A 25,533-nucleotide genomic window follows, 5' to 3' on the forward strand; every position below is an offset into this window, starting at 1 on the left:
ATGGCAAAAGAAAAATTGCTCGAAGTTAGAAATTTAAAGCAGTATTTCAATAAAGGAAAATCCAACGAAGTAAGAGCAGTTGATAACGTCTCATTTGATATTTTCAAAGGGGAAACACTTGGACTGGTTGGGGAATCCGGATGCGGTAAATCCACAACAGGCCGTACAATCATTCGCCTGTACGATGCTACAGGCGGAGAAGTATTATTTGACGGAGAGAACGTTCATGGGAAAAAGAATAAATCCCAGCTGAAGAAGTTCAACCGTAAAATGCAAATGATCTTCCAGGATCCTTATGCTTCTCTAAATCCCAGACTGAAAGTATCAGAAATCATTGCAGAAGGCATTGATATTCATGGGCTTGCTAAATCATCCAAAGAACGTATGGACCGAGTAGTTGAGCTATTGGAAACAGTCGGATTAAACCGGGAGCATGCGAACCGTTATCCGCATGAATTCAGCGGCGGACAGCGGCAGCGGATTGGAATTGCACGTGCTCTTGCAGTGGATCCTGAATTCATCATCGCTGATGAGCCAATCTCTGCATTGGATGTATCCATTCAAGCTCAAGTTGTAAATCTGCTTAAAAAGCTTCAAAAAGAAAAAGGCTTAACGTTTTTATTCATCGCCCATGATTTATCCATGGTGAAATATATTAGTGACCGTATTGGGGTTATGTACTACGGAAAATTAGTAGAACTTGCGGAAGCGGATGAGCTTTATAAAAATCCAATTCACCCTTATACACAAGCGCTATTATCTGCAATCCCTCTGCCCGATCCCGATTATGAGCGCGCACGTGTAAGAAAGGCGTATGAGCCTTCTAAACACAAATTGCAGCCCGGTGAAGAGATGGAGCTTCGCGAAGTAAAACCAGGACACTTCGTAATGTGCTCAAATGAAGAGTTCACTCAATATCAAAAACAATATGCTGCTACTATTTAATAGAAGGCTCTGTTAAAGCCTGATGTTGATTTTTAACACCTGTTGATTGGAGTGGAAGGCGCGAGACTCCTGCGGGAGCAGCGGGACAGGTGAGACCCCGCAGGCGCAAAGCGGCGAGGAGGCTCACCGCCCGCCCCGCGGAAAGCGAGCGCCTGCAACGGAAATCAACAGCCAAGTTTAACAGAGCCTAATAGAAAGAAAACGCACTGACCTTAACGAGTCAGTGCGTTTTTTATTCTGTGCAGGTATCACGGCATTCAGAATAGCAAATTTCAGCCTTTTAATAGGCGGATTGGCTCATTTTGTATTTTTGCATAATGTGCGGTATATCCTCTATCAACCTATGTAAAACTGCCCTATACTTTTATATAGAGTGATTAATAAGGAGGAACCGGAGCTTGAAAAGATTGTATAAAAAGAAAATAATTGGTCTGGCTAGTGTGTTAATCCTGGCAGGAACCGCATTCGCAGCTCAGCCTGTTCAAGCAGCCAGTGGCTCTTCGCTTGCGCTGAATGAGGTCATGATTCCAGAAAAGAAATTGCCCGATACCATGCCGAGATTTGCTTATGAATCTGGCTACAAATTTGAATATCCGGACGCGGTAAGAGGGGTGTATGTCACCGGGACATCCGCTGGGGGAGAAAAAATGGATTCCCTCATTAAACTGATGGATGATACGGAATTGAACAGCATGGTGATCGATGTCAAGGACGATTCCGGTAACTTTACGTTCCATCCAGATAAAAAATCTCCATTTTACAGCATTAGCAAATCCTACATAAAAGATCCAAAGGGCATGATGAAAAAGCTTGAGGATCATAAAATTTATCCGATTGGCCGCATTGTGGTGTTTAAAGACAATGTCCTGGCAGATAAGAAGCCTGAGTGGTCCTATAAGAAGGGCGAACAGGTTTGGGAGAACGGCACAGGCGCTAAATTCGTGAACCCGTTTGTAAAAGAGGTCTGGGATTACAATGTACAGGCAGCAATTGAAGCGGCAAAAATGGGTTTTAAAGAAATTCAGTTTGATTATGTCCGTTTCCCGGAGGGTTTTGAAACGAAGGATAAAGAGCTCTCCTACAGTGAGGGAGATTATGAAAAGGACAGCCGTGATAACACGCAGAAGCGAGTGCAGGCTGTAACAGACTTCACCAAGTATGCACGTGAGAAGCTGAAGCCATATGGTGTAAAAGTGTCAGTTGATATTTTCGGATATTCTGCTACACTGCCTGAAGCACCAGGAATTGGACAGAACTTCTCCAAGATTTCGGATAATGTAGATGTCATATCATCTATGATCTACCCAAGCCACTGGGGACCATATTTTGGCATTGAAAAACCTGATACAGAGCCATATAAGCTCGTGAAGGAATATGCAAAACTTGAGAACGACAAACTTGGGAAATTGAAAACAAGACCAGTTTCACGTCCTTGGCTGCAGGATTTTACCGCTTCTTATTTAGGAAAGGGCAACTACTTGAAATATGGCAAGCCGGAGGTAGAAGCCCAAATAAAAGCGCTGAATGGGGAAGGAATTAATGAATTCCTTCTTTGGAATGCTGGCAACCGCTATACAGAGGGAGTAGACTATACCCCTGTAAAGAAATAGCTGCAAAAAGTGGGGCTATCTAATAAGTCTTGCATAGAGGAAATGATTGAAGCCAAAACCCCCTGAACGCTTTGTTTGAGCACTCATGGGGTTTTGGCTTTTACATAGGTACTTTAAACATTTATGGGTTAGGCTGATTGAAGCGGAAAGCAAGCAGCCTGCAGCGGAAATCAGCCAAAACCAATCCAATTTTAAAATGCGAAAGGAGCTTTGAAAATTGACTTACTGGACAGCCCCTTATTTGCGTTTAACTGGATTCCAGCCTTTTTGCGTTTTGGAGGATTGTTCATAAAATGCATTTTTTGTTTTGCCTCCGAACAATCCGGATCCGATTCCATTCGCTAAAACACCCATTGTAGCAGTGAGCCCAATTACAAAAATGGCGAAAAGGGCGAAATCAGTAAAATAGCTGATCAAACCAATCAACTCCTTGTTCCTATTATACATAAAAAGTATTCAATTTTCAGTTAATTTAACTAAATACCCTCTATCATGTTTATGCAAAAGCAAAATGGGTAAATTACCAATACAACTACATTTAACAGGAGAGAAAGCATGAATTGGTACGAGAAGCTGAGTCAGTATTTTCCGATTGAGGAAATGAAATCACGTGATCATATAGAAGGTCTTTTAAAAGACAGAGGCGACATTTATTACAAGGATGAAGGACCGAAACATGTGCTTATGTATGCGGAGCTGGATGATTTTCTTTTTATAGATTACATATATGTCTCCAAAGATGCGCGCGGTGAAGGTCTTGGACATAAGCTTATTGCAAAGCTGAAAGAGAAAAACAAACCCATTATTTTAGAGGTTGAGCCTGTTGATGATTCCGATCAGGATACGGCAAAACGTCTTAAATTTTACCAAAGGGAAGGTTTTCATCATGCAAGTTCTATAGGGTATTCGAGAAGATCGTTAGCAACGAATGAAGTGAATCATATGGAAATTCTCTATTGGTCCCCAAATGACCGTCCGGAATCTGAAATTTTTTCTGCAATGAAGGAAACCTACAAGCACATTCATACGTATAAGGATAAAGAGTGGTACGGCCGTTCGTATGAAGATGTGAAGAAAGTACTGAAGATCCGCAGCGAAGAAGAAGCGACTAATATTTTCGATGAGAAAAACTAATTGAGAATGGCTCTGTGAATGATACGCCTGAAGTTAGTAAGCCTGTGCCCTGAATAGTACGTTAATGAAGTTGTCAGAATGTTAAACTAATATGATGAATACTGATTTATTGGGAATTGTAACGAATTCGTCAAACTTTTGCGGAAAAGATATTCACTTACTTACTTTTTTATAGTATAATGAGCAATAGATATTACTTGTTTAAAGTAATTTTATTTTAAACTACGTACAGAGGAGTGAAAGTTCCATGGTAACCTTATATACATCACCAAGCTGTACTTCATGTAGAAAAGCAAAGGCGTGGCTGGAAGAGCATGATATTCCATATACAGAAAGAAACATTCTTTCCGATACAATGTCTATCAATGAAATCAAAGAAATTTTGAGGATGACAGAAGACGGAACAGATGAGATCATTTCCACGCGGTCTAAGATTTTCCAAAAACTAAATGTTAATCTTGAGAGCATGCCTCTTCAAGACTTATATCAGCTGATTCAGAATCATCCTGGACTGCTTAGAAGACCAATCATGATTGATGAAAAACGCCTTCAAGTAGGCTACAATGAAGATGAAATTCGCCGCTTTCTTCCTAGAAAAGTACGGACTTATCAGCTGCGTGAAGCACAGCGCCTAGTAAATGAATAAATCATTGATAAAAGCCTGCCATTAAAAATGGGAGGCTTTTTTACATGCTTGTTCTCATTTTTTTCATCAGAATCCCGCTTAAAACAAAGATGAGTACAGTAAAGAAGGGCAGACCCTCAAGGAATAGTGGTTTATTGGCCAGAAATTGAAGTTGATCCTCATGCGAAATCATTTTACCAGCAGTATAAGCAAGCATTCCTCCTCCGACATAAATTAAATAAGGGAATCGGTCAATCAGCTGCAGAACAAATTTGCTTCCCCAGATAATTACGGGAATAGAGATGAAAAGTCCCGTGACTACGAGCATGGTGTGTCCGTTTGCTGCCCCTGCAACGGCTATAACGTTATCCAGCCCCATTAGGACATCCGCTGCAACAATTGTTCTTACCGCCTTCCACAAACTCCCGTGACTTTTTATGTTCTCATTTTCCTCCTCTTTTCCAGCCATTAAGCCGAAAGAAATATACAAAAGGAATATCCCGCCTGCCAGCTGGAGATAAGGGATTGTCAGAAGATAAACAGCAACCGTCGTGAGAGCGGTTCTAAGTGTAATGGCAAGCAGCGTACCAATAATAATTGCCTTTTGCCTTTGCTTTTCTGGAAGCTTCCTGCTGGCCATAGCAATAACAATGGCATTGTCTCCTCCAAGGATCAAATCAATGCCAATAATCATTAATAATGAAATCAGAAACTCCTGCTCCATCCAATACCCCCGTTTGCTTCGCATTAAAGGTTCGTGCTTGTACCAAATATATGAAAAGCAGGCTCCAATATGCCTCTTCGTAGGTTAATAACTGTTTTCGTTCTTTTCAGGGTTTTTTTATTTCATTTATGTCCGATTTATCATAAAATAGGAGTACAAGATTCTCTAAGCTAAGGTTGACTACTATGAGGGTGTTGTGGTAAGCGAAAAGGCGGTTAAAAAGACAGGCTTTGGGGTAAAGTGTAGGAAAGTGCAACTATCGGGGGTTTAGTTGTCCCTTCAACATCAAAAAAAGAAGGGAAGTGTAATCCATGGAAATCGAACGAATTAATGAGCATACCGTGAAATTTTACATTTCATATGGCGATATAGAAGAGCGCGGCTTTGACCGGGATGAAATCTGGTACAACCGTGAACGTAGCGAAGAACTTTTCTGGGAAATGATGGATGAGGTGCACGAGGAAGAAGACTTTATGATGGAAGGACCACTCTGGATCCAGGTTCAGGCAATGGACAAAGGTCTGGAAGTTGTGGTCACTAGGGCACAGATGTCGAAGGATGGACAGAAGCTCGAACTGCCGATCAGTGATGATAAGTATCACGAAATTCCCGTTGATGAAAACATTGATAGCTTAATGGATGAGCATTTCTCCAAATCCCCTGCTGAAGGCGAGGAACAGCCTCCGCAGCTTGAATATGTTATTCACTTCGGTGATTTTGAGGATCTCATCTCCTTAGCAAAAACAAATCTATCCGGATTTTCAAATAGCCTTTTTGCGCTGAACAATCAATATTATTTGTATGCTGAATTTACCGAGGAGCAAGCTGCCGAGGAAATGGATAATGTACTCAGCATTATTTCGGAGTATGGAAGCCAATCCAAGGTTACGGTTCACAGGCTTGAAGAGTACGGAAAGAAAGTAATGGACGAACATGCTTTGCATACACTGCGAAAGCATTTTGATTAAACTTTTCGGAGCCGATTTCAAATGGAATCGGTTCTTTTTTTTTGAATTTTTCCAGGGCATGATAAGTAGGCTATAATAAAGCCATATCATATTTTCAAATCTGGTATGATTATGAATGAAACTTTTAGGGAATGTAATTCGTACTATATTTTAAGCTGCAGAAAAGTCAGGTGATAGCGGATGAAAAATTTTATACAAGTCATTATTTTTTCTTTATTTGTTACAGGGGTTATTCTTTTAACGAAGAATTATTGGGGAGATTGGATTTTAGCTGCATTGAGCATCATTTTTACACTTTCCATCGTTTTTATCGGCTTTGTCATTTTTATGGAAAACCGAAAACCCAATCAGACCTTAACATGGCTGATCGTCCTCGGCGCATTTCCGATTGTCGGTTTTTTATTTTATCTGCTTTTTGGACGAAATGTCAGAAAAAGAAGGCTATTTGAAAAGAAAGCGCTTATCGATCAGCAAGTGTATTTGCAAATAGAAGGAGATCATAAGGATTATGAAGAACGGGCAGCACAAATGGGAGACCACCAGAAGCTCATGTTCAAGCTTGCTCACAATCTGAGTCACAGTCCTGTTTCTTTTGCGTCAGAAACATCCATCTTAACGAATGGGGATGAAAAGTTTCCAGCTATTCTAAAGGAAATTAAAGAAGCCAAAAAGTACATTCATTTAGAGTATTATATAGTCCGTCATGATGAAATCGGTCTTCAGCTTCAGGACGCTTTAATTGAAAAAGCCCGTGAAGGGGTCAAAATCAGGTTTTTATATGATGCAGTAGGAAGCTGGAAGCTTTCCAAAGGATACATTAGCAAAATGCACCGGGCAGGAATTGAAATGGTGCCATTTCTTCCGGTAACCCTTCCTTTCCTAAGCAATAAGATTAACTTCAGGAACCATCGTAAAATTATTATTATTGACGGTAAAATTGGATTTATGGGCGGCCTAAACGTCGGAGATGAGTATTTAGGAAAGGTCGACTTCTTTGGCTTTTGGCGTGATACACACCTGATGGTAAAGGGAGAAGAGGTGCGGACGCTGCACATGATTTTCCTTCAGGACTGGTATTATATGACCGGCAAGGAGCTTGATACAGAAACCTATCTTAAAGCAGACCCAGCAGATTTCCCTGAGGGCAACGGCGGTGTTCAGATGATAGCCGGAGGGCCTGATAATAAGTGGGAAAACATCAAAAATTTATTTTTCTCGATGATTGTCTCAGCTAAAGACTCCATCTGGATTGCCTCTCCTTATTTCATTCCGGATGAGGACATCCTTTCAGCATTGAAAGTCGCAGCGCTTAGCGGTGTAGACGTACGCCTCCTTGTTCCGAAAAGACCTGATAAAAAGCTGGTCTTTTACGCATCAAGATCCTATTTTGCTGAACTGATGGAAGCCGGAGCGCAAATTTACGAGTATGAAAAAGGATTCATGCACAGCAAGATCGTCATTGTGGACTATGAGCTTGCATCCATTGGTACAGCCAATATGGATATGAGGAGTTTTCACTTGAACTTTGAGGTGAATGCATTCTTATACAGAACAGACAGTACGGTCACTCTTGTAGAAGAGTACGAAAAAGACCTGCTGGAATCTAAGAAGCTTGATATGGAAGACTTCGTTAAACGGAGCTTTTTCCAGCGTGTTTTCGAATCATTTGCAAGGCTGCTTTCGCCGATGCTTTAAGGTTAGGCATATAGGAAAAGAGGCTTTCAAGAAAGTCATTTTTCGAAGCTCCTTTCGCATCTTTAAATTCGATTAGTTTTGGCAGATTTCCACTGCAGGATGCTCCCTTTCCGCGGGGCGGGCAGTGAGCATCCGCGGCGCAAGCGCCTGCGGGGTCTCACCTGTCCCGCTGCTCCAGCTGGAGTCTCGCACCTTCCGCTCCAATCAGCCTAACCCATTTTTGTTTAAAGTACCTATGTAAAAGCCAAAACAGCCGGGATGCTTACAAAGCATCCCGGCTGTTTCAATTTCAATCGTCCTGGTGGAATATACCACTTCAATTGCGGTTCCAGCCAAAAACAGAGCTTTTCCAGCCAAATTGATTATTCCAGCCAAATTGATTATTCCAGCCGATTCACTTCTTTTACCAGCCGTGTTCGCTTACATTTCAGCCAGTTCAGTCGCGGTTCCAGCCCAAAACAGGGCATTCCAGCCAAACTAATTATTCCAGTTGATTTACTTCTTTTTCCAGACGAAATCGTCTATTTTTCATCCCCTTCGATTTTTTTGCTTAATTCCAGCCAACAGAACCAGCATCGTTACCTAGCTGCTTTATGAGTGCCTTGGAATGCCAACTTCTAACCACTGAAAATTCCCTTTTCAACCCCGGAAATTCAATCTTCTCTCATAAGAAGGATTGTCCAAAGCCCTTGTAGAATGGGTATTTGCAGTCCATTAATAAGGAGGAAGATCCGTGCTAACATCATTAACTGAATCAGGAGCATTTTCTTTACTCAGCAGGGTTTATTCATTTGAGGAGCTAGATCAGCTCCGGACCACCGAATCGTTTTACTGTCCAGCTTGCAGACAGAGCCTCGAGCTTAAACTCGGTAAGGTAAAGAGATATCATTTTGCTCATCGGAAAAAAACCGCCTGCCATTTTGAAGCGGAACCGGAGAGCGAACGGCACTTGCTTGGAAAAGAGCAGCTCTTCAATAGGCTGAGGCAGGAAGGGAAGGCAGAGGTGGAACCGTATCTTCCGGCAATCAGGCAGCGGCCGGATATTATGCTGACGATTAATAAGAAGAAGTATGCCATTGAATACCAATGTTCGTCCATCCCGCATGAACTGGCAATCCGCCGCAGCAAAGGCTATAAGAGTCTTGGGATAGAACCCGTCTGGATCCTCGGATCTAATCAGCTTCAACGAACCGGAGCCTCTGAGTACCGCCTAAATGCCTTCCACTGGCTTTTCGCCAAAAACTTCTCCTATTCTTCGCTTCCTTACCTTCTATTTTATTGCCCCGAAAATAAACAGCTCCTCCGCTTAACCAGATTTTTCCCTTTTTCTAAGCAGATTTTTCATGCAAAAGCCGAAGTGATTGAACTAAGCATGGATTCTCTTACTCCGCACAAATTCTCTGCTCCAAACGGATATCCAGTCAGCTGGCTGCAAAGCAAGGTTCTGAGATTTAGAAAATATCCTCCTTCAAAACAGATCACCTCCCTGCAGAAGGTACTTTATTTAAAAAAGCGTCTTCCCATATCTCTTATCCCTGCTATCGTTTTCATGCCATCCCATTTTGACTTTGCAATTGAAACGGAGCCATATGTATGGAAAACACGGCTGCTTTTATGGGTAGAAGCCCGTACGTTTTTTTCCAAGGAAGAAGTACTCCGGTATTTTTCTTTTCTGGAGATGGAAGGGCATATAACTAGGCGCAATCTCCAAACCATTAATCCTTCACCTGAAGAGATTCTTTATGAATGGGGAACTATGCTGATAAAAGCAGGATTTTTGACCTCAATGGAGAAAAACAACATATATACACACGCACCGATTAAATGGTCAGCCAATATTGCGGATGTTCTGCAAGAGGATTGTGAATTTTTCAGGCTAATTTCGGGGCTGGAGCATAACCTATAGGCATGTGCGGCAAATCAATTGACTTCATCGGGGAATTTAGACAAGATGAGTTTAAGGCTGATATCAGCTTGTTGTAAATTTGTATAAGGGGGAAAAGACATGTCAGAACAGCAAACGGTTAAGAAATTACCGCTAAGAAGCGATATTGCGGCGGAGGATACATGGAGACTGGAAGACATTTTTGCAAGCGATGAGGCTTGGGAAAAAGAATTTTCGGAAATAAAGTCAGCCATTCCTAAAATTGCAGACTACCAAGGCAAGCTTGGGGATTCTGCTCAATCTTTATATGATGGTCTTTCCTATCAGGATTCAGTTACCGAGCGCCTTGGCAAATTGTATACATATGCACACATGAGATACGATCAGGATACAGGTAATTCACTATATCAGGCTTTGAATGACAGAGCAGCAAGTCTTTATACAGAAGCATCCAGCATCTCATCCTATATGGTTCCAGAAATCCTTGCTATGGACGAGGGGACACTCAAACAGTATGTGGAAGAAAGCGAAGACTTAAAGCTCTACCGCCATGCATTAGAGGAAATCAACCGTGAACGTCCTCACGTTCTGTCTGCTGAGCAAGAGGCACTGTTAGCTCAGGCATCAGAAGCGCTTAGAGCTTCCAGTGATATTTTCGGCAAGCTTAATAATGCAGACATGGAATTCCCCGCGATTAAGGATGAAAACGGAGAAGAAGTAGAAGTAACACATGGCCGTTTTATCACCTTTATGGAGAGCGAAGACCGCCGGGTAAGACATGACGCGTTTAAAGCGGTATATGATACGTATGGAAAATTCAAAAATACGCTGGCGAGCACCTTGTCCGGGGCAGTGAAAAAAGATAATTTCTATGCAACGGCAAGAAAATACAGCTCAGCAAGAGAAGCGGCACTAAGCAGCAATAATATTCCGGAAGAAGTATACGATAACCTCGTCTCAACTGTAGAGAAAAATCTGCATTTGCTGCAGCGTTACGTAGAACTTCGTAAAAAAGCGCTTAATCTTGATGAGGTTCACATGTATGACCTGTACACACCTCTTGTCCAAAACACAAAGATGGAGATCCCTTATAAAGAAGCAAAGGAATATCTTCTAAAAGGTCTCGCTCCGCTTGGAGAAGATTATTTGGAAATTTTGAAAGAGGGCTTTGAAAACCGCTGGGTCGATGTTCATGAAAATAAAGGGAAACGCAGCGGTGCATACTCATCCGGGACGTATGGAACGAATCCTTACATTTTGATGAACTGGCAGGATAATGTGAACAACCTGTTTACACTCGCTCATGAATTCGGTCACTCCGTTCACAGCTATTACACCAGGAAAAATCAGCCTTACCCATACGGCGATTATTCAATCTTTGTCGCAGAAGTGGCTTCGACAACGAATGAGGCTTTGCTGAATGATTATATGCTGAAAACGATTGATGATAAGAAGAAGCGGATGTACTTGCTGAATAACTATCTTGATGGATTCAGAGGCACGGTATTCCGCCAAACGATGTTCGCTGAATTTGAACATGCTATTCATAAACGTTCCCAGGACGGCGAGCCGCTGACACCGGAGCTTTTGACAAAAATGTACTATGATTTAAACAAAAAATACTATGGCGAGAACATTACAGTCGATGAAGAAATCGGCCTGGAGTGGGCGCGGATTCCTCATTTCTACTACAATTATTATGTATATCAGTATGCGACTGGCTTCAGCGCAGCCGCTGCCCTCAGCAAGCAGATCCTTGAAGAGGGAGAACCGGCAGTAAAACGCTACATCGAATTCCTTAGTGCAGGAAGCTCGGATTATCCGATTGAAGTCCTGAAAAAGGCAGGAGTTGATATGACATCATCCCAGCCGGTAGAAGAAGCGTGCAAAGTATTTGAAGAAAAGCTGAATGAGCTCGAGAAATTAATGAACGAATAAAGAGAAAGGCCGCTCCTTAACCGGGGAGCGGTCTTTTCTATAGCCCTATTTAAAAGCAGAACATTTCACGAAAACAGACGATCCTTAAAAGCCTTTAAATGTTTTTTTGCGCGTCATCCCATATATACTGCCCGCGATGATAAAAAAAAGGATGAGAGAAGAGAGGATGACTGGAATTAGGTTCATCAGACCCAGGATTTGAAGAAAGAATGCCCCGCCAAACAGGAGAGTCATTAAGATAATTACCATCGGATTCAAAGGAAAACCACCCCCGTCCTTCTTTATATGAAGGCACATGATAAAATATGTATGTGACGAAATTGTGAATTAAGAACTAAGCACTTGTCAAAACTCGACATATTCTGATATACTCAGGGTGTGAAATTGATCACATAACAAACATTTACCCCTTTGTTTGACCGTGAAAAATTTCTCCCATCCCCTTTGTTGTCGTTAAGACATACAAGAAGAGACCATGCTTATCCCGGCATGGTCTTTTTTAATTTATTTAATAAAGTAAGCGGTTACAAATTGGTTAGGAGAACGGCCAGAAAACGGGGTAGGTTGGACAGAAAAAAACGAACGGCTAAATTAAAGTATGGGACGACAAATAAAGAGTCGGAATGGACAGATTATGTCGTAGTAGATGTTTCACCGTGCCGAATAGCCAGATAAATCCATCCAGTCCCGACACTAACCAAAAAACCGCCAAGACCTCTAAGGGTATGGCGGTTTTTCAGTCTAATGCTCTCCAAAACGTTCCGTGTTTGACGGGCACCCGTTCAACTTTTTGAGCAAGCTGGTATTTTTTCATTTCACGATCCGCTTCTTCTATGCTCATGTCGTATACTAGAGCGATTTCTTTAGAAGCGACGAACCGGAAGTAGGATAAGAATACCTGCAGCGGAGGCGGTTCGGATGGCGGCGGGATTTCACCCAGCATTTCGAACAGTACTTCTTCGTACATTTCATACGGATAATAGCCGGCAATTTTCAAGCCTTCTTCTTCGACCCGTTCATTAAAGAATGCAATTGTAGGCATCTCGCTGACTTCCATCTCAGCTGTGATTTTCATATCGCACTGCAGAGCTTTTACTGCACTTTCAGAGTGAAGGTCCTTTATGAATTCATCCTTATCCAGACCGGTAATACCTGCAATTTCAACGAGCACCTTTTCATCTGAGACATCTTGCTTTTCAGTGAAAAGGACTTCCTGCAGCTTGCGTAGGAATCGGATGCCGGATTTTCTTCCCTGTAGTTCTGCTGCTTTAATCGCTACTGAAGGTGCGTAGGGAGAAGAAATAGGATTATCAAACCAAATGGATCCGTCGCATGACATTCCTGTGCGGCATGCTGTATTATCCCAGGAAGCTGCCATATTCTCAGGCCGTTTCTTTTTAATTGCATTTAAAGATGCCAGATTGCCGCTGATAATGTGCTTTAGCGTAAAAAAGCGTCCGTATCTCATCAGCAATTTTTTGATAATGGGTTCAAGCGCCCAGCACTCGGGACAAAGAGGGTCAACGAACAAGTATATTTCAAGCGGTTTTTTTGCATTGCCGTGGCAATGGGAGAAAAAATGCCCGATATTCTTTTTCTCGCCAAAAGGCATTAATTCCATTCTCCTTTCTCATCGAGCGCACTGCCTGGAGTATTCACCATATGATGCGCCGTTAATGTAAGCCGCTCGAAAAAGAAACTGCGAATATCTCCCTCTAACCCAACCTCGTCCATCGCTTTGTCCATACAATTCAGCCAGGCTTCCGCCCGATCTTCTGTTATAGGAAAAGGCAAGTGCCGCGCCCTCAGCATCGGATGACCATGTTCATCTGTATAAAGAGAGGGACCGCCTAAGTATTGCGTCATAAATTGTTTCTGCTTTCTTGCCGTTTCGCTTAATTCGTCTGGAAAAATAGGCGACAGCAAGGGATGTTTTCCTACATTGGAATAAAAAGCATCAACAAGCTGGGAAAGAAGCTCTTTTCCAATCGCTTCGTACGGAGTTGCAAAAGATTCTGCCATGTTGATAACTCCTTTATCTTAAATTCTTTTGATTTTGAGTAAGATTATTCTTAGATAAGTCTGTAAAATCGCGTTATGCAAGGGTTTTTAATTCCAACCTGCTCATGTAATAAACTTATTTTAACAATGAGATTCATATATCTCAAACAAATCGCTCTAAGTTTCACTTGAAAATAAAGTTTTCAATAAAAAAATCAGTCCGCAATGGACTGATTTGCCTACGCGAAATAAGAGGCTGAAATTTTCTCGACATAATTTCGCGTTTCTTTAAAAGGAGGAATCCCTCCATATTTATCAACGTTTCCAGGTCCAGCATTGTATGCTGCAAGGGCAAGTTTAACGTCACCATCATACTTTGCCAGCATCTGCTTTAAATACTTCGTTCCGCCCATTACATTTTCTTTTGGGTCAAAAGGATTTTCGACTCCAAGTCCCCGTGCTGTAGCAGGCATTAGCTGCATCAGTCCCATAGCTCCTGCTCCGCTTTCAGCATTCGGATTGAAATTTGACTCCTGTTTAATCACAGACCGGATCAATTTAGGGTCGACGCCATACGCCTCGGAAGCTTCTGAAATAATGGTCTCAATGGAAGCGGGACCTGATGGAAGCTTAACAGCAGATGCTTTGATTTCATCTAATGAAGGGAGCACTTGTGTATAGAGGGGCCGCTGCCGTCCCGCCGAAGCTGATGCCGTCTCCGGGGGATTGCCGGTATAAAATTGAAGCATCGTATCGAGCAGGTCGCTGAACATTTCGCTTGCTGATTGGCTCTCTATCTGTTTATTGGATTGAAAATCAAGGGAGCGAAGTTCCATCATCGTCTGAAACTGCTTTATTTCCATTAGGAATAATCTCCTCTATTCTTGATATTTTTGCTCATAAAAACGGCGAACCTTGTTTTTTGTTTCACGGACTGGAATCTGATGCATCTCAAGCAGCCGGCTGAAATACAGTTCTCCTGCTGCAGCTTCTTCCGCTTCATATTCCAATTCAAAGTCCTCTATATATAAGTATCGGCTCCGATCAAGAACGATTAAGCCGTTTTCTGCTTTTTTTTCAGCACGGAAGGTTGTCAGTGAACCAAAATAGTGAATGGCGCTTGCTTCAATTCCGATGATTTTAAGCTGATCGATGACGGTGCCATCTGGAAATTGGTGATCTTCCATCAATAGTTTTGCTTCTTCGTCTGTTAAAACCTGCTCGGTTTCAAGGAGTCCTGTTTCAGCCGGCTCTTTAAGCGTGAGCACCCACTCTCCGTGTTTATAGCGGGTTCTAAGAGCGGACTTCTTTTCTTTTATTTGAAAATCACTGGTGTCAAAATAATGATTGACCTGTTCGTGAAAATCTTTTTCATCAAAGCTGAAAGCAACGGCTAACCGGCTGAATTCATCTTCGGTAAGCATGTTTTTAAACTCAATTTCGATATGCTGAGCCATGGTGATCCTCCAATAGTACATGTTTCTTCTATTATCTCTCTTTAAAGCGGCCAGAGCAATGAAGAAAAGTTTGAAAAGCAGAGCCAAGCAGCCGAGCTTCCATTTTATTAGAGAGGGGACTGTATGGTAAAATGGATGTGCAGTATTGGATTGGAAGGAGTTTTGATAATGAACAAGAAAATTGAAGTAATGGAAGCATCAGCTAAAGAGGGGAAATTGGTGCTGACAGGGAATTCTTATAATGGCGAGGCTTCCGAATTGGAGGCAAAGGGACAGATTCTGGCAGATTCCGATCACCTCGCATTTATATACATATTGGAAAACCCCGAGCATTTTACATACTTAAGCATTCCGGCTGCACATTGGCCAGAGATTGAAAAAGCAAGAACAGCGTCATTAACCGTTTGGGCGCGGATAAATGAAAAGGAAATAGAGCTTGAGCATTTCTTTGAAGAGCTTGAAGAGCTGGTTCAAAACATAGCAGGCAATGCGAATTACGGAGATGAAATGGAAAGCAAAGTTTCCGAAGTGTTTGCTACCTTAGCGTAAAAAAAGAATCTGAACATTTCATGCTGGGGGCGATGGTAATGAATGAGAGAGAATGGGAGCTGTTCCTGGCTCCATATCAGCAGGCGGTTGACGAATTAAAGGTCAAGTTAAAGGGATTAAGGTCAGAATATGAGCTAGAAAGCTCACATTCTCCTATAGAATTTGTGACGGGGAGAGTCAAGCCGATTGCGAGTATTCTCGATAAGGCTAAACGAAAAAACATCCATTTGGATATGCTTCACAGTGACATGCAGGATATCGCGGGGCTAAGAATGATGTGCCAGTTCACAGATGATATCCGGGCAGTAGTGAACATGCTGAGAAAACGGAAAGACTTGGAAATTGTTGAGGAAAGAGATTACATTTCCCATAAGAAAGAGAGCGGATACCGGTCATACCATGTCGTCGCACATTATCCGGTTCAGACAATAAGCGGCGAAAAGAAGATTCTGATTGAAATTCAGATCCGGACATTAGCAATGAATTTCTGGGCAACAGTAGAGCATTCTCTTAATTACAAGTATAAAGGGAATTTCCCAGATGCAATCAGGATCCGTCTTAAGCGGGCAGCGGAAGCCGCATACAGGCTGGATGAAGAAATGTCACTGATAAAGGGAGAAATTCAAGAGGCCCATGCCATTTTCTCAAGAAAAACGGAAACAAACGAGTCGGATTAGGAGCGGTATACAACCTATAGAAAAGGGGCCTAGGAATATGAGATTCGCAATTACGTCTAAAGGCGATAACAAATCCAATACACTGATGCAAAAAATGAGGACTTACCTGAGTGACTTTGATCTCGAGTATGATGAAGATCGTCCCGATATTGTCATCTCTGTAGGCGGCGATGGCACCCTTCTTTACGCGTTTCACCGTTATCGCAGCCGTCTTGATAAGACCGCTTTTATAGGAGTGCATACAGGCCACCTCGGTTTTTATGCCGACTGGGTTCCGGATGAAATTGAAAAGCTGGTTATAGCGATTGCTAAAACTCCTCATCAGATTGTGGAATATCCAATCCTTGAGGTTATTATCCGGCATAATGACGGGGGGAAAGAAGCGCGGTACCTCGCTTTGAACGAGTGCACAGTGAAAGCGATTGAGAATTCCCTTGTGATGGATGTCGAAATCAAAGGCCAGAGGTTTGAAACGTTCCGAGGTGATGGATTGTGCATCTCCACCCCATCCGGAAGCACGGCATATAATAAAGCCTTGGGGGGAGCTATACTGCATCCGTCCATCCGGGCCATACAGCTTGCCGAGATGGCTTCTATTAATAACCGTGTGTTCCGTACAGTAGGCTCTCCGCTTATTTTGCCTGACCACCACACCTGCCTGCTTAAGCCTGTCAATGATGTGGATTTCCAAATCACGATCGATCATTTAACCCTGCTGCATAAAGATGTGAAATCTATTCAATGCCGCGTCGCAAAGGAAAACGTTCGCTTCGCCCGATTCCGTCCATTCCCTTTCTGGAAACGTGTAAAGGATTCCTTTATTGGCCAGTAAGCAGTTTCAGATGGAATGGACCGTTTCGAAGCAGGAGTGCGGTATGCTGGTGAAAGAATTTTTACAGCAAAAGCAGCTGACGAAACGTGCGATCATTGATATTAAATTCAGCGGCGGAAGCATTACTGTGAATGGAATTCAAGAGACAGTCAGAAGGAAGGTGGCAGCCGGGGACATAGTGGCTGTTCTTTTTCCTGTGGAAAAACCGAGTGAAAGTCTGATTTCTCAAGAATTAGAGCTATCAATCGTTTATGAAGATGATCACTGTATCGTTCTAAACAAAGCGGCAGGAATGCCGTCCATACCATCCAGGCTTTATCCGCACAGCACACTTGCTAATGGATTGCTGCATCATCTCCAAAATCAGGGACTGTCTTCTACCATCCATATTGTTAATCGGCTCGATAAGGACACCTCTGGCCTCATGCTCGCAGCCAAACACCGCTTCAGCCACTCGTTATTTTCCAAACAGCAGAAACAAGCCGGGATTCATCGAACGTATATGGCAATTGTTCATGGAAGAGTAGATTTGAATGGAGGGGTTATTGACAGACCGATTGGGAGGAGTCCCGAGAGCATCATAGAAAGGCAAGTTCGGGAGGATGGACAGCACGCTGTGACGGCTTATCGGACCATAGCCAGAAGGGATTCATTCAGCCTGGTATCCTTAAAGCTAGAAACCGGCAGAACACATCAAATTCGAGTCCATATGAGCTATATTGGCCATCCGCTTGCGGGAGATACTCTTTACGGGGGAGTTAATGATCAAATGAGAAGACAGGCTTTGCATAGCGCGGAGCTTTCGTTCTGGCATCCGTTTATGGAAAAAGAAATGAGATTTGAAAGCAGTATTCCATTGGATATGCTTAATTTTTGGGAGGAAACAGAATAGATAGGAAAGGAAGCTCTGGCAGCAAAAAGCCGGGGCTTTTTTCAGCAGAGGGAGATATGTTTAACCTTACTTTTGCCAATAAACTCTAAGCTAAAATTAAAAAAGCAGCGGCAATTGAAACGAATGCGCCCCACAAGATCCAAGCTGCGCCAAGACCTGCTTGAGAAATATCCGAACCGTTAAGAGGAGTAATCCATGTGATAGCAATTCCGTCACAAAAAGTTGCAGCCGCAAGCCCAAGGCTTATACAGGGAATTATTTGTTCGGCATTGAGTATTGCTTTATCGATCCATTCAAGGTGATGGCCAAGAGGAAATAGAACAACTATCAGCTCTTGCTTTGGCAACGGTTGAGGAATTTGTTATACTGGACGCGATTGACCAGAATTTTAAACAAAAAGCTTTTTAAAACCTAAAAAAATGAGCGTACCGATGGAAAGAGAATCGGTACGCTCATTTTTTTAAAATTGTCTGTTTATAAAGATTCCCGATTTGAAAAACGCTGTAAAGGGGGTTAAATAAATGACGATGTTTTTGATTAGTGAACCCTCGGCCTAGGCCGCTTCACTAATTCCCCGCTGCAATTGGGGCAAACCTTCATCAACTCTTCTGTGCATGGTTCGCAGAATGTGCATTCGTGTACACATATGTAGGCAGGGGACTGAGCATTCAGGGTTTCACTGCACCGCTCGCATTGCTTTCGCATCTCAAGTGGCATGACTGTTTCAGCTCCTTTTCAATTTTTCCTTCTGCAGGAATTTCATAATGAAAGCTGTTCCGGCAATGTTAAAAATCAGACTGGGTACGAGAAATGCAGCCAGCAGCATGCCTTCTGGTTTTAATGCAATTGACAGCATTAAAAAGCACATGCCTGTCATGACAAATAGTAATCCAGATGCGTATATTCTATCCAATGAAGTCCTCTCCTTTTACGCAAGAGAATAAGAGGAAAAGCGGAATCCGCATGCGGCGTTTGTATTCCTCCGGATTTGAAAATTGCTCAGGATCCGGCTTTGGTTCTGTGAGACTTTCAATCTTAAATCCTGCATTTGCAAGGGCCGAAAAGTATTCTCCTGTTGAGCGGTGATATTTAACGACCTGTTCACCCATCCAGTTCTCTACTCTTTTTCCACTATAAAAATAATCATCAACGATCCAGCTGCTGCGGCTCTCTCCGGATTCGCTGCTTTTGAATGATGAGGTTAGAAGCGGGTGCTGTACACTAAAAACGAGTCTGCCGCCGGGCTTTAAAGTCTGGAAGATCGACTGAAAGAGGGTTTCCATGTCCTCCACATAGTGAATAGCCAGCTCGGAAACGGCTAGATCGAATGCTTCGGGAGGATAAGAATAGTCTTCCATTGATGATAATTCCATCTTTCCTTTCGATGCTTCAAGCAGCTGAATCGCTTCTTCGAACATTTTATTCGAGCCTTCGATTCCTAAGTAGGAGGAGCAGCCTTTTTCAAGTAAATCCAGCCCCAGTGATGCATCCCCGCAGCCAAGGTCGAGAACCGAGAATCCCTCAGGATTGCCGATCAATTGGAGAATCGCCGGTTTCTCAATCCTTAAATTGGGACTGTCTGTTCTATTCCTTCTTTTCATAAATTGCTGAAAAAACGCTTCTTCGTCATATGCCTTAGATCCTTTAAATTCCATCCCAATCCCCCATTCAATAAAACCTGCATCTTGAAAATTTTACTTGAAGTATCATATTTTTACAATAAAAATTCAGGAGCCGGGATACTCTCTGAATCTTGCCGCGTCGAAAGGCATGGAGGAAGGAACGGAAATCGTTTCTTCTTCAGGGTACCGAAAAGCGGTCAGCTTCCCTCCAAATACCGCCCCCGTGTCGATGTTAATGGTTTTGTTAATGGATCTGGGGCTTTTCACCGGTGTATGGCCGTAAACAATCAAGCGCGTTCCTTTATAATGAAGCGCCCAGTCTCTTCTCTCAGGCAGCCCATTTTCCATTATCTCGCCAGTAACATCTCCGTAGAATACAAATTCCTTGATCCGCTTCGTATAACGGCCAATATCCTTTTCCTGAATTCCTGCATGGGCGACAATCAGTTTGCCGCCATCCAGCTCCTGATAAATAGGGGCTTCTTCATAAAGCTTCATAAATGTATCGCGAAGTGTTTTTCTGTCCCGCTCATTTAATTGCTCTAATTCTTCAACAGTTGTCTCCAAACCGTGCTTGATCTGTACTTTATTGCCTTTCAAATAGCGATAGAGCTTGTCACAGTGATTACCGGGAGAGTAATACCCTTTTCCTGCGTCAATAATCCGAGCCGTTTTTTCGATGACTTTTAATGAGTCTGGCCCCCGGTCTGTTAAATCGCCGACAAAAGAAATTTTTCTTCCTTCAGGATGGATGGGTACACCATCATAATCCTTATACCCAAGCTTGTGCAGCAACTCGTCCAACTCCTTATAGCAGCCGTGCACATCTCCAATCACATCTATTTTCATCTATCATCACTCCATGCGGGTTTTCCGATTATTTTCCAGCCGTTATCACAAACTATACATAATGCGAGACTCAGGTTTCAAGGCGTAAGGGAATATTACGGACGGAAACGGGTAAGAAGGGTTATGGGTGGAAGAAAAAAAGGGAATGCGTTATTCTAATCACTATGTTATTATGCTGTTTTCAAAGCGTATGAAATTTGAAGGGAGGGGGCTGCTCATGGCGGAATTGCAAAAAATGGATGAGCTTGAAGAAGAGCTTCTTATTACCGCTTTAAGAGAAGATAGGATGGATGCTTTCAGGGATTTGTTCTTCGACCGTCATTCCTATGATCAAGGAAGATGGTTCGTTAAGCTTGAACCTGAGGACCGGGCTATTCTTTACCGCTTTCTCTCACCCGAAGAAATGGCTGCAATCTTTGAGAATATTGATGCGGATGAGGAAGAGGTTGAGACGTACCTTTCTGAAATGGATTCCATATATGCTGCGCAAATGCTCGCTCAAATGTATGCCGATGATGCGGTTGATGTTCTGAATGAATTGGATCAAGGTAAAGTAGCCGGTTATTTAACTTTAATGGAGGAAGATGCGGCTAAGGAAATACGCGAACTACTTCATTATAAAGAATTTACAGCCGGAAGCATTATGACAACAGAATTTGTTGCCATTCATGCACACCAGACCGTCCGCTCGGCTATGCAAATATTAAAAAGCGAAGCGCCGAATGCTGAGACGATTTACTATACGTTCGTCGTTGATGAGGACAGACGGCTTGTCGGAGTCGTTTCATTAAGAGATTTAATCATCTCGGAGGATGAAACGATGATCACCGAGATTATGAACGAACGAGTCTATTCGGTATTGGTATCCGTTGATCAGGAGGAAGCAGCGAGAAAAATCAGGGATTATAACTTCCTGGCCCTTCCGGTTGTGGATATTAACGATCGGCTGCTCGGCATCATTACCATTGATGATATCGTTGATGTTATCGATGAAGAAGCCTCTGATGATTACTCGAAGCTCGCTGGGATTTCCGACGCGGACTCATCAGATAAAGGGCCATTTTCAGCCGCGAAAAAGAGACTTCCGTGGCTGATTATCCTTTTATTTCTCGGAATGCTCACAGCAAGCCTGATTGGCCGTTTTGAAGAAACATTGGATCAGGTGGCGATTCTTTCTGTGTTCATCCCGCTGATTGCCGGGATGGCCGGAAATACTGGAACGCAGGCCCTGGCTGTTGCCATCAGAAGAATTGCTTTAGGAGAAATCGAAAAGGAAACGTCCTTCAAAATTTTGTTCAGGGAAGCAGGTACCGGCCTGATTGCAGGTACAGTATGCGGGGTCCTTGTAACAGGCGTCGTGTTTGTATGGAAGGGAGACCTCCTGCTCGGAATGCTGGTCGGAACGGCGATTCTCTTTTCGCTTATAGTCGCCGCTGTTGCTGGAGCCATGGTTCCAATCGTGATGCATCGCTTTAAAATAGATCCAGCCGTTGCATCAGGGCCATTTATTACAACGATTAATGATATTATCAGTATTCTTATTTATCTTGGACTTGCATCCTTATTCATTCAAAATCTTCATTAGCAGACAGGAGGGAAAGAGATGGAACACGAAGCTTCCGTAACATCATTGGTCATAGTCGTCCTGGTCGCCTTTATGACACCGATCCTCATGCACCGGTTAAAGCTGAATTTTATGCCTGTCGTTGTTGCCGAAATTTTAATGGGGCTTGTTATTGGCAAAAGCGGTTTTGACATCGTTGCACAGGACACCTGGCTGCAGACTCTCTCATCATTGGGCTTTATTTTCCTTATGTTTTTAAGCGGACTGGAAATTGACTTTAGTGCGTTTACAGGAGGAAAAAGAAAAGAAAAGCTTCCAAACGGGAAGCCGGTCCCCAATACGTTCATCGCTTCAGGTGCTGTATTCGCGGGAATCTTTGTTCTTTCCATTCTTCTGTCCCTGATTTTCGTTTGGACAGGCTTTATAAAGAATGCTTTCCTGATGACTTTGATCATTTCTACAATTTCGCTTGGGGTAGTGGTTCCCACCTTAAAAGAAGGCGGCATCATGAAAAGCAACATTGGCCAAATCATTCTGCTTGTCGCGGTAATCGCTGACTTGGTCACTATGATTCTGCTTGCCGTCTTTGCCTCCATATATGGAGATGGCGGCGGCAGCATTTGGCTACTGCTCATCCTGTTTGCAGCGGGAGTGGTTTTATACTTTGTAGGGAATCGATTTAAAAACCGCTCATTCATCGATTCAATGTCAAAAGGAACGATTCAGATTGGTACGCGGGCAATCTTCGCGCTCATCATCATTCTGGTTGGAATCTCAGAAACCATAGGAGCAGAAAACATTTTAGGAGCCTTCTTGGCGGGAGTGCTTGTATCCCTGCTGTCACCGAATAAAGAAATGGTTCAAAAGCTGGATTCCTTTGGCTACGGGTTCCTCATACCCATTTTCTTCGTGATGATTGGAGTGGAGCTTGATTTATGGAAGCTGTTCGAGAACCCGAAAATCCTGGTGCTGATTCCGCTTCTTTTGATTGCTCTGTTTATTTCAAAACTTCTCCCCATTCTTTACTTGCGAAAATGGTATGACATGCGCACGACCGCGTCGGCAGGATTTCTGTTAACTGCAACACTGTCACTTGTAATCGCGGCCACCACGATCGGTCAAAAAGCGAACGTGATTGATGAGCAGATGTCGGGAGCCCTCATTCTCGTTGCGGTCATTTCAAGCATCATTTCGCCGATTGGATTTAAAAAGCTGTTTCCTAAACAAAAGCTTGCGGATCAGAAGCTGCAGGTAGCGCTCATTGGAGCCAATCAGATGACACTCCCGGTTACAAGAGAGCTTAATCCTGATTATTATCAGACTGTCGTCTTCCACACGTTTCAGGACAAAATGGATGACCAGATTGCTGAATCTTTATTCGAAATCAAGGAGCTCGAGGATTATTCAATGGAAAGTCTGCAAAGCAGTCATGTTTTTGATGCAGATATTCTTGTTGTCGCTACAGGAGAAGAGGAAAGAAACGCTGACATCGCTATTTTTGCAAAAGAAAAAGAAGTACCTAGGGTAATCGCAAGCATTGCTTCTGCGGAGCTTGGGGAAAAGCTGAAGGAGCATGATGTCGATCTTTTCTCTGTCCTGCTTTCAACGACGGTATTGCTGCAGGCCCTGATTGAATCACCGGATATTGTCCGCATCCTGACAAACAAAGAGACCGGGCTGTATCAAGTTACGATGAACAATGCAAAATATTCAGGCATTACGCTAAGAACCTTCCCATATACAGGAGACATCATTTTCGTCCGGATTTTCCGTGGGAAAGATTCGATTGTACCCCATGGAGATACAAATCTTCGGGTAGGGGATCGAATTCTTGTTACGGGATCGGCTGAATATGTGAAGGAACTAAGAAGAGAATTGCAAAATTAACTGCAGGACAGGCATCAATGGTGCCTGTTTTTTTCTGCGGGGAGATGCTATAATTGGAACCAGGTACTAATAACATGTATAAAACAGGAGGCACGCCCGATGAACTTTTCTTTAAAAGGCCGGAATATTGTGGTCATGGGAGTAGCAAACAAACGCAGCATCGCTTGGGGAATTGCGCGTTCTCTTCATAATGCAGGCGCCAGAATTATTTTTACATACGCAGGAGAGCGCTTTGAAAAACCGGTGAAAGAGCTTGCTGAAACACTGGAGCGCAATGACTCTCTTTTTTATCCTTGCGACATAACCAATGATGATGAAATAAAAAAATGCTTTGCTGACATAAAGGCGGAGGTAAACGTTCTTCACGGCGTAGCTCACTGTATCGCATTCGCCAATAAAGAAGACCTGGCTGGCGACTACATGGATACAACCCGCGAAGGCTTCCTTCTTGCGCACAACATAAGCTCTTATTCTCTGACTGCTGTAGCAAAAGAAGCGAAAGGCTTGATGACAGAAGGTGGAAGCATCGTTACCTTGACCTATCTTGGAGGCGAGCGTGTTGTTTCCAACTACAACGTAATGGGTGTAGCCAAGGCATCCCTTGATGCAAGCGTCCGCTATCTGGCTGAAGATCTGGGGAAAGAGAAAATCCGCGTAAATTCGATTTCTGCAGGCCCAATCCGTACGCTATCTGCAAAAGGAATCAGCGATTTCAACTCCATCCTTAAGGAAATTGAAGAAAAAGCACCGCTTCGCCGTACGACAACTCCAGAGGAAGTAGGAGACACGGCTCTATTCCTATTCAGCGACCTTTCCCGCGGCATGACAGGCGAAAACCTGCATGTGGATTCGGGGTATCATATTATTGGCGGTTAACTGCCGCACAAAGAGCTTGAGGAAAATTCCCCAAGCTCTTTTATTTTGTGTTTTTCTGTTTTCTAATTTGCTGAAAGGTGAACAAAAGGCCTGTAAATCCGGCAAAAAAGGAAGGTAAAAGGGAGAAAAGAAAATATCCCCACTCGCCAGCAGCGAGCGAAACAGCAAGAAAAAGAAGCGGAAGCCCAATCATAGCAATCAACGATGCCAATAGTCCGGCTTTTGTCTGATTTGTCATCCGCCATGCCTCGAAAAATAAGCCGCTGACAAAATAAGCGACAAGCAATGAAGGACATAAATTCCAGTTAAAATAAAGAATGAAACCGAAATCCCTTCGAATAGAATGACTAAAGCCCAGGCTATTAAAATTACAACGAATGTAATATTCCAGGAAACCGCCTTCGCGTTTGACATCAAATAATGATAGCGTTCATCTAAACCTCGCTTCTTCTTACTGGAACGTCTGCCGAGAAACATGGCGGTCCCAGCAAGGATTACACCCGCAATCAGCCCGAAGAGGCCGATCCAATTGTTGAATATTGCTTCAGTCAATATTCTCATCCCCCTCAAAAATAAATAAATCCTCAATGCGGCATTTGAAAACCTGAGCAAGCTTGTGTGCTAAAACAAGGGAGGGTTTATACTTGCCCTTTTCCAATGAAATAACTGTTTGCCTTGATACATTTAATACTTGGGACAGCTCTTCCTGCGTGATATTGCCTTCTGTTCTTTTTTCACGAATGAGCGATTTCAACATCGGCCTCCTTGATAGATATGTAAAGCTTACTGTACATAAAGCTTAC

Annotated in this window: 29 protein-coding genes; 15 read left to right on the forward strand and 14 right to left on the reverse strand. The window is 43.0% G+C overall.

Annotated features, from left to right (window positions below):
- The gene (locus tag J9317_RS06375) at positions 1–945 is read left to right on the forward strand and encodes an ABC transporter ATP-binding protein (RefSeq protein WP_211557125.1); all 945 of its coding nucleotides are present in this window, start codon (positions 1–3) and stop codon (positions 943–945) included.
- Positions 946–1,352: 407 nt separating this feature from the next.
- Positions 1,353–2,555 carry a putative glycoside hydrolase gene (locus tag J9317_RS06380; RefSeq protein ID WP_431190698.1) on the forward strand — a complete coding sequence of 401 codons (1,203 nt, stop codon included), beginning with the start codon at positions 1,353–1,355 and terminating at the stop codon, positions 2,553–2,555.
- Between the two features lie 237 nt (positions 2,556–2,792).
- Here the strand turns inward: J9317_RS06380 and J9317_RS06385 are convergent, their stop codons facing one another.
- On the reverse strand, positions 2,793–2,972 hold the full coding sequence (locus J9317_RS06385; protein ID WP_211557127.1) for a hypothetical protein: 180 nt from the start codon (positions 2,970–2,972) through the stop codon (positions 2,793–2,795).
- Positions 2,973–3,110: 138 nt separating this feature from the next.
- On the opposite strand from J9317_RS06385, the gene J9317_RS06390 reads away from it, so the two are divergent.
- Positions 3,111–3,689 (forward strand): GNAT family N-acetyltransferase, encoded by a 579-nt coding sequence (locus tag J9317_RS06390; RefSeq protein ID WP_211557130.1) that lies wholly within the window; start codon positions 3,111–3,113, stop codon positions 3,687–3,689.
- A 247-nt stretch (positions 3,690–3,936) separates the two neighbouring features.
- Entirely contained in the window at positions 3,937–4,335 is a 399-nt protein-coding gene (gene spxA, locus J9317_RS06395; RefSeq protein WP_211557131.1) for a transcriptional regulator SpxA, read from the forward strand.
- 40 nt (positions 4,336–4,375) lie between these two features.
- Here spxA and J9317_RS06400 read toward each other — a convergent pair whose 3' ends face one another.
- The gene (locus tag J9317_RS06400) at positions 4,376–5,038 is read right to left on the reverse strand and encodes a TerC family protein (RefSeq protein WP_211557132.1); all 663 of its coding nucleotides are present in this window, start codon (positions 5,036–5,038) and stop codon (positions 4,376–4,378) included.
- A gap of 311 nt (positions 5,039–5,349) precedes the next feature.
- On the opposite strand from J9317_RS06400, the gene mecA reads away from it, so the two are divergent.
- The 4 genes from mecA to pepF all read left to right on the forward strand — a co-directional run bounded on the left by mecA (position 5,350) and on the right by pepF (position 11,524).
- On the forward strand, positions 5,350–6,006 hold the full coding sequence (gene mecA, locus J9317_RS06405) for an adaptor protein MecA (RefSeq protein ID WP_211557133.1): 657 nt from the start codon (positions 5,350–5,352) through the stop codon (positions 6,004–6,006).
- A 180-nt stretch (positions 6,007–6,186) separates the two neighbouring features.
- Positions 6,187–7,701 (forward strand): cardiolipin synthase, encoded by a 1,515-nt coding sequence (gene cls, locus J9317_RS06410; protein ID WP_211557134.1) that lies wholly within the window; start codon positions 6,187–6,189, stop codon positions 7,699–7,701.
- A gap of 733 nt (positions 7,702–8,434) precedes the next feature.
- Entirely contained in the window at positions 8,435–9,607 is a 1,173-nt protein-coding gene (locus J9317_RS06415) for a competence protein CoiA (RefSeq protein ID WP_211557135.1), read from the forward strand.
- Between the two features lie 99 nt (positions 9,608–9,706).
- Positions 9,707–11,524, forward strand: coding sequence for an oligoendopeptidase F (gene pepF / locus J9317_RS06420; protein ID WP_211557136.1), 1,818 nt, complete (start codon positions 9,707–9,709; stop codon positions 11,522–11,524).
- An 84-nt stretch (positions 11,525–11,608) separates the two neighbouring features.
- Here pepF and J9317_RS06425 read toward each other — a convergent pair whose 3' ends face one another.
- The 5 genes from J9317_RS06425 to J9317_RS06445 form a co-directional block, all read right to left on the reverse strand.
- Positions 11,609–11,773 carry a hypothetical protein gene (locus J9317_RS06425; RefSeq protein WP_488656183.1) on the reverse strand — a complete coding sequence of 55 codons (165 nt, stop codon included), beginning with the start codon at positions 11,771–11,773 and terminating at the stop codon, positions 11,609–11,611.
- Between the two features lie 487 nt (positions 11,774–12,260).
- Entirely contained in the window at positions 12,261–13,136 is an 876-nt protein-coding gene (locus J9317_RS06430; RefSeq protein WP_211562167.1) for a ClpXP adapter SpxH family protein, read from the reverse strand.
- Positions 13,136–13,546: a globin domain-containing protein gene (locus J9317_RS06435; RefSeq protein WP_211557138.1), complete on the reverse strand. Its 411-nt coding sequence runs from the start codon at positions 13,544–13,546 to the stop codon at positions 13,136–13,138. The genes J9317_RS06430 and J9317_RS06435 overlap by 1 nt, the downstream gene beginning before the upstream one ends.
- A gap of 218 nt (positions 13,547–13,764) precedes the next feature.
- Positions 13,765–14,388, reverse strand: a complete 624-nt coding sequence (locus J9317_RS20780; protein WP_211557139.1) for a lytic transglycosylase domain-containing protein — start codon at positions 14,386–14,388, stop codon at positions 13,765–13,767.
- 15 nt (positions 14,389–14,403) lie between these two features.
- Positions 14,404–14,982, reverse strand: coding sequence for a CYTH domain-containing protein (locus J9317_RS06445; RefSeq protein ID WP_211557142.1), 579 nt, complete (start codon positions 14,980–14,982; stop codon positions 14,404–14,406).
- Positions 14,983–15,150: 168 nt separating this feature from the next.
- Between J9317_RS06445 and J9317_RS06450 the strand changes: the two genes are divergently transcribed.
- Genes J9317_RS06450 through J9317_RS06465 form a run of 4 tightly spaced genes read left to right on the forward strand, consistent with a single transcriptional unit; the run spans position 15,151 to position 17,932 of the window.
- On the forward strand, positions 15,151–15,531 hold the full coding sequence (locus tag J9317_RS06450) for a UPF0738 family protein (RefSeq protein WP_211557143.1): 381 nt from the start codon (positions 15,151–15,153) through the stop codon (positions 15,529–15,531).
- 38 nt (positions 15,532–15,569) lie between these two features.
- On the forward strand, positions 15,570–16,208 hold the full coding sequence (yjbM, locus tag J9317_RS06455) for a GTP diphosphokinase (RefSeq protein ID WP_211557149.1): 639 nt from the start codon (positions 15,570–15,572) through the stop codon (positions 16,206–16,208).
- A 37-nt stretch (positions 16,209–16,245) separates the two neighbouring features.
- On the forward strand, positions 16,246–17,040 hold the full coding sequence (locus tag J9317_RS06460) for an NAD kinase (RefSeq protein ID WP_211557151.1): 795 nt from the start codon (positions 16,246–16,248) through the stop codon (positions 17,038–17,040).
- A 10-nt stretch (positions 17,041–17,050) separates the two neighbouring features.
- Entirely contained in the window at positions 17,051–17,932 is an 882-nt protein-coding gene (locus J9317_RS06465) for an RluA family pseudouridine synthase (RefSeq protein ID WP_211562168.1), read from the forward strand.
- 537 nt (positions 17,933–18,469) lie between these two features.
- On the opposite strand, the gene J9317_RS06470 is transcribed toward J9317_RS06465, so the two are convergent.
- The 4 genes from J9317_RS06470 to prpE form a co-directional block, all read right to left on the reverse strand.
- Complete coding sequence (locus J9317_RS06470) at positions 18,470–18,649, reverse strand: DUF1272 domain-containing protein (protein WP_211557156.1); 180 nt, start codon at positions 18,647–18,649, stop codon at positions 18,470–18,472.
- A gap of 7 nt (positions 18,650–18,656) precedes the next feature.
- Positions 18,657–18,845, reverse strand: coding sequence for a hypothetical protein (locus tag J9317_RS06475; RefSeq protein WP_211557159.1), 189 nt, complete (start codon positions 18,843–18,845; stop codon positions 18,657–18,659).
- Complete coding sequence (locus J9317_RS06480) at positions 18,838–19,587, reverse strand: class I SAM-dependent methyltransferase (RefSeq protein WP_211557161.1); 750 nt, start codon at positions 19,585–19,587, stop codon at positions 18,838–18,840. Before J9317_RS06480 ends, J9317_RS06475 begins: the two co-directional genes overlap by 8 nt.
- Positions 19,588–19,659: 72 nt before the next feature.
- The gene (gene prpE / locus J9317_RS06485) at positions 19,660–20,403 is read right to left on the reverse strand and encodes a bis(5'-nucleosyl)-tetraphosphatase PrpE (RefSeq protein WP_211557163.1); all 744 of its coding nucleotides are present in this window, start codon (positions 20,401–20,403) and stop codon (positions 19,660–19,662) included.
- A gap of 217 nt (positions 20,404–20,620) precedes the next feature.
- On the opposite strand from prpE, the gene mgtE reads away from it, so the two are divergent.
- From mgtE to fabI, 3 genes are all read left to right on the forward strand, one after another.
- Positions 20,621–21,988, forward strand: coding sequence for a magnesium transporter (gene mgtE / locus J9317_RS06490; protein WP_211557165.1), 1,368 nt, complete (start codon positions 20,621–20,623; stop codon positions 21,986–21,988).
- Between the two features lie 18 nt (positions 21,989–22,006).
- Positions 22,007–23,854, forward strand: a complete 1,848-nt coding sequence (locus J9317_RS06495; RefSeq protein WP_211557166.1) for a monovalent cation:proton antiporter family protein — start codon at positions 22,007–22,009, stop codon at positions 23,852–23,854.
- A gap of 99 nt (positions 23,855–23,953) precedes the next feature.
- Positions 23,954–24,730 (forward strand): enoyl-ACP reductase FabI, encoded by a 777-nt coding sequence (fabI, locus tag J9317_RS06500; protein ID WP_211557167.1) that lies wholly within the window; start codon positions 23,954–23,956, stop codon positions 24,728–24,730.
- Positions 24,731–24,770: 40 nt separating this feature from the next.
- On the opposite strand, the gene J9317_RS06505 is transcribed toward fabI, so the two are convergent.
- The 3 genes from J9317_RS06505 to J9317_RS06515 are packed head-to-tail and all read right to left on the reverse strand — an operon-like array spanning position 24,771 to position 25,484.
- Positions 24,771–24,968 carry a hypothetical protein gene (locus tag J9317_RS06505; RefSeq protein WP_211557168.1) on the reverse strand — a complete coding sequence of 66 codons (198 nt, stop codon included), beginning with the start codon at positions 24,966–24,968 and terminating at the stop codon, positions 24,771–24,773.
- Positions 24,965–25,282 carry a DUF2178 domain-containing protein gene (locus J9317_RS06510; protein ID WP_211557170.1) on the reverse strand — a complete coding sequence of 106 codons (318 nt, stop codon included), beginning with the start codon at positions 25,280–25,282 and terminating at the stop codon, positions 24,965–24,967. The genes J9317_RS06505 and J9317_RS06510 overlap by 4 nt, the downstream gene beginning before the upstream one ends.
- A complete protein-coding gene (locus tag J9317_RS06515) occupies positions 25,275–25,484 on the reverse strand; it encodes a helix-turn-helix transcriptional regulator (RefSeq protein ID WP_211562169.1) in 210 nt (69 codons plus the stop codon). The genes J9317_RS06510 and J9317_RS06515 overlap by 8 nt, the downstream gene beginning before the upstream one ends.
- Positions 25,485–25,533: the final 49 nt, after the last annotated feature.

Source organism: Metabacillus flavus, assembly GCF_018283675.1.
GTDB lineage: Bacteria > Bacillota > Bacilli > Bacillales > Bacillaceae > Metabacillus_B > Metabacillus_B flavus.

Coding starts and splice junctions, on each gene's coding strand:
- J9317_RS06375 (WP_211557125.1), top strand. CDS start 1: ATGGCAAAAGAAAAATTGCTCGAAGTTAGAAATTTAAAGCAGTATTTC.
- J9317_RS06390 (WP_211557130.1), top strand. CDS start 3,111: ATGAATTGGTACGAGAAGCTGAGTCAGTATTTTCCGATTGAGGAAATG.
- spxA (WP_211557131.1), top strand. CDS start 3,937: ATGGTAACCTTATATACATCACCAAGCTGTACTTCATGTAGAAAAGCA.
- J9317_RS06400 (WP_211557132.1), bottom strand. CDS start 5,038: ATGGAGCAGGAGTTTCTGATTTCATTATTAATGATTATTGGCATTGAT.
- mecA (WP_211557133.1), top strand. CDS start 5,350: ATGGAAATCGAACGAATTAATGAGCATACCGTGAAATTTTACATTTCA.
- cls (WP_211557134.1), top strand. CDS start 6,187: ATGAAAAATTTTATACAAGTCATTATTTTTTCTTTATTTGTTACAGGG.
- pepF (WP_211557136.1), top strand. CDS start 9,707: ATGTCAGAACAGCAAACGGTTAAGAAATTACCGCTAAGAAGCGATATT.
- J9317_RS06425 (WP_488656183.1), bottom strand. CDS start 11,773: ATGGTAATTATCTTAATGACTCTCCTGTTTGGCGGGGCATTCTTTCTT.
- J9317_RS06430 (WP_211562167.1), bottom strand. CDS start 13,136: ATGCCTTTTGGCGAGAAAAAGAATATCGGGCATTTTTTCTCCCATTGC.
- J9317_RS06435 (WP_211557138.1), bottom strand. CDS start 13,546: ATGGCAGAATCTTTTGCAACTCCGTACGAAGCGATTGGAAAAGAGCTT.
- J9317_RS20780 (WP_211557139.1), bottom strand. CDS start 14,388: ATGGAAATAAAGCAGTTTCAGACGATGATGGAACTTCGCTCCCTTGAT.
- J9317_RS06445 (WP_211557142.1), bottom strand. CDS start 14,982: ATGGCTCAGCATATCGAAATTGAGTTTAAAAACATGCTTACCGAAGAT.
- J9317_RS06450 (WP_211557143.1), top strand. CDS start 15,151: ATGAACAAGAAAATTGAAGTAATGGAAGCATCAGCTAAAGAGGGGAAA.
- yjbM (WP_211557149.1), top strand. CDS start 15,570: ATGAATGAGAGAGAATGGGAGCTGTTCCTGGCTCCATATCAGCAGGCG.
- J9317_RS06460 (WP_211557151.1), top strand. CDS start 16,246: ATGAGATTCGCAATTACGTCTAAAGGCGATAACAAATCCAATACACTG.
- J9317_RS06465 (WP_211562168.1), top strand. CDS start 17,051: ATGGAATGGACCGTTTCGAAGCAGGAGTGCGGTATGCTGGTGAAAGAA.
- J9317_RS06470 (WP_211557156.1), bottom strand. CDS start 18,649: ATGCCACTTGAGATGCGAAAGCAATGCGAGCGGTGCAGTGAAACCCTG.
- J9317_RS06480 (WP_211557161.1), bottom strand. CDS start 19,587: ATGGAATTTAAAGGATCTAAGGCATATGACGAAGAAGCGTTTTTTCAG.
- prpE (WP_211557163.1), bottom strand. CDS start 20,403: ATGAAAATAGATGTGATTGGAGATGTGCACGGCTGCTATAAGGAGTTG.
- mgtE (WP_211557165.1), top strand. CDS start 20,621: ATGGCGGAATTGCAAAAAATGGATGAGCTTGAAGAAGAGCTTCTTATT.
- J9317_RS06495 (WP_211557166.1), top strand. CDS start 22,007: ATGGAACACGAAGCTTCCGTAACATCATTGGTCATAGTCGTCCTGGTC.
- fabI (WP_211557167.1), top strand. CDS start 23,954: ATGAACTTTTCTTTAAAAGGCCGGAATATTGTGGTCATGGGAGTAGCA.
- J9317_RS06505 (WP_211557168.1), bottom strand. CDS start 24,968: ATGACAAATCAGACAAAAGCCGGACTATTGGCATCGTTGATTGCTATG.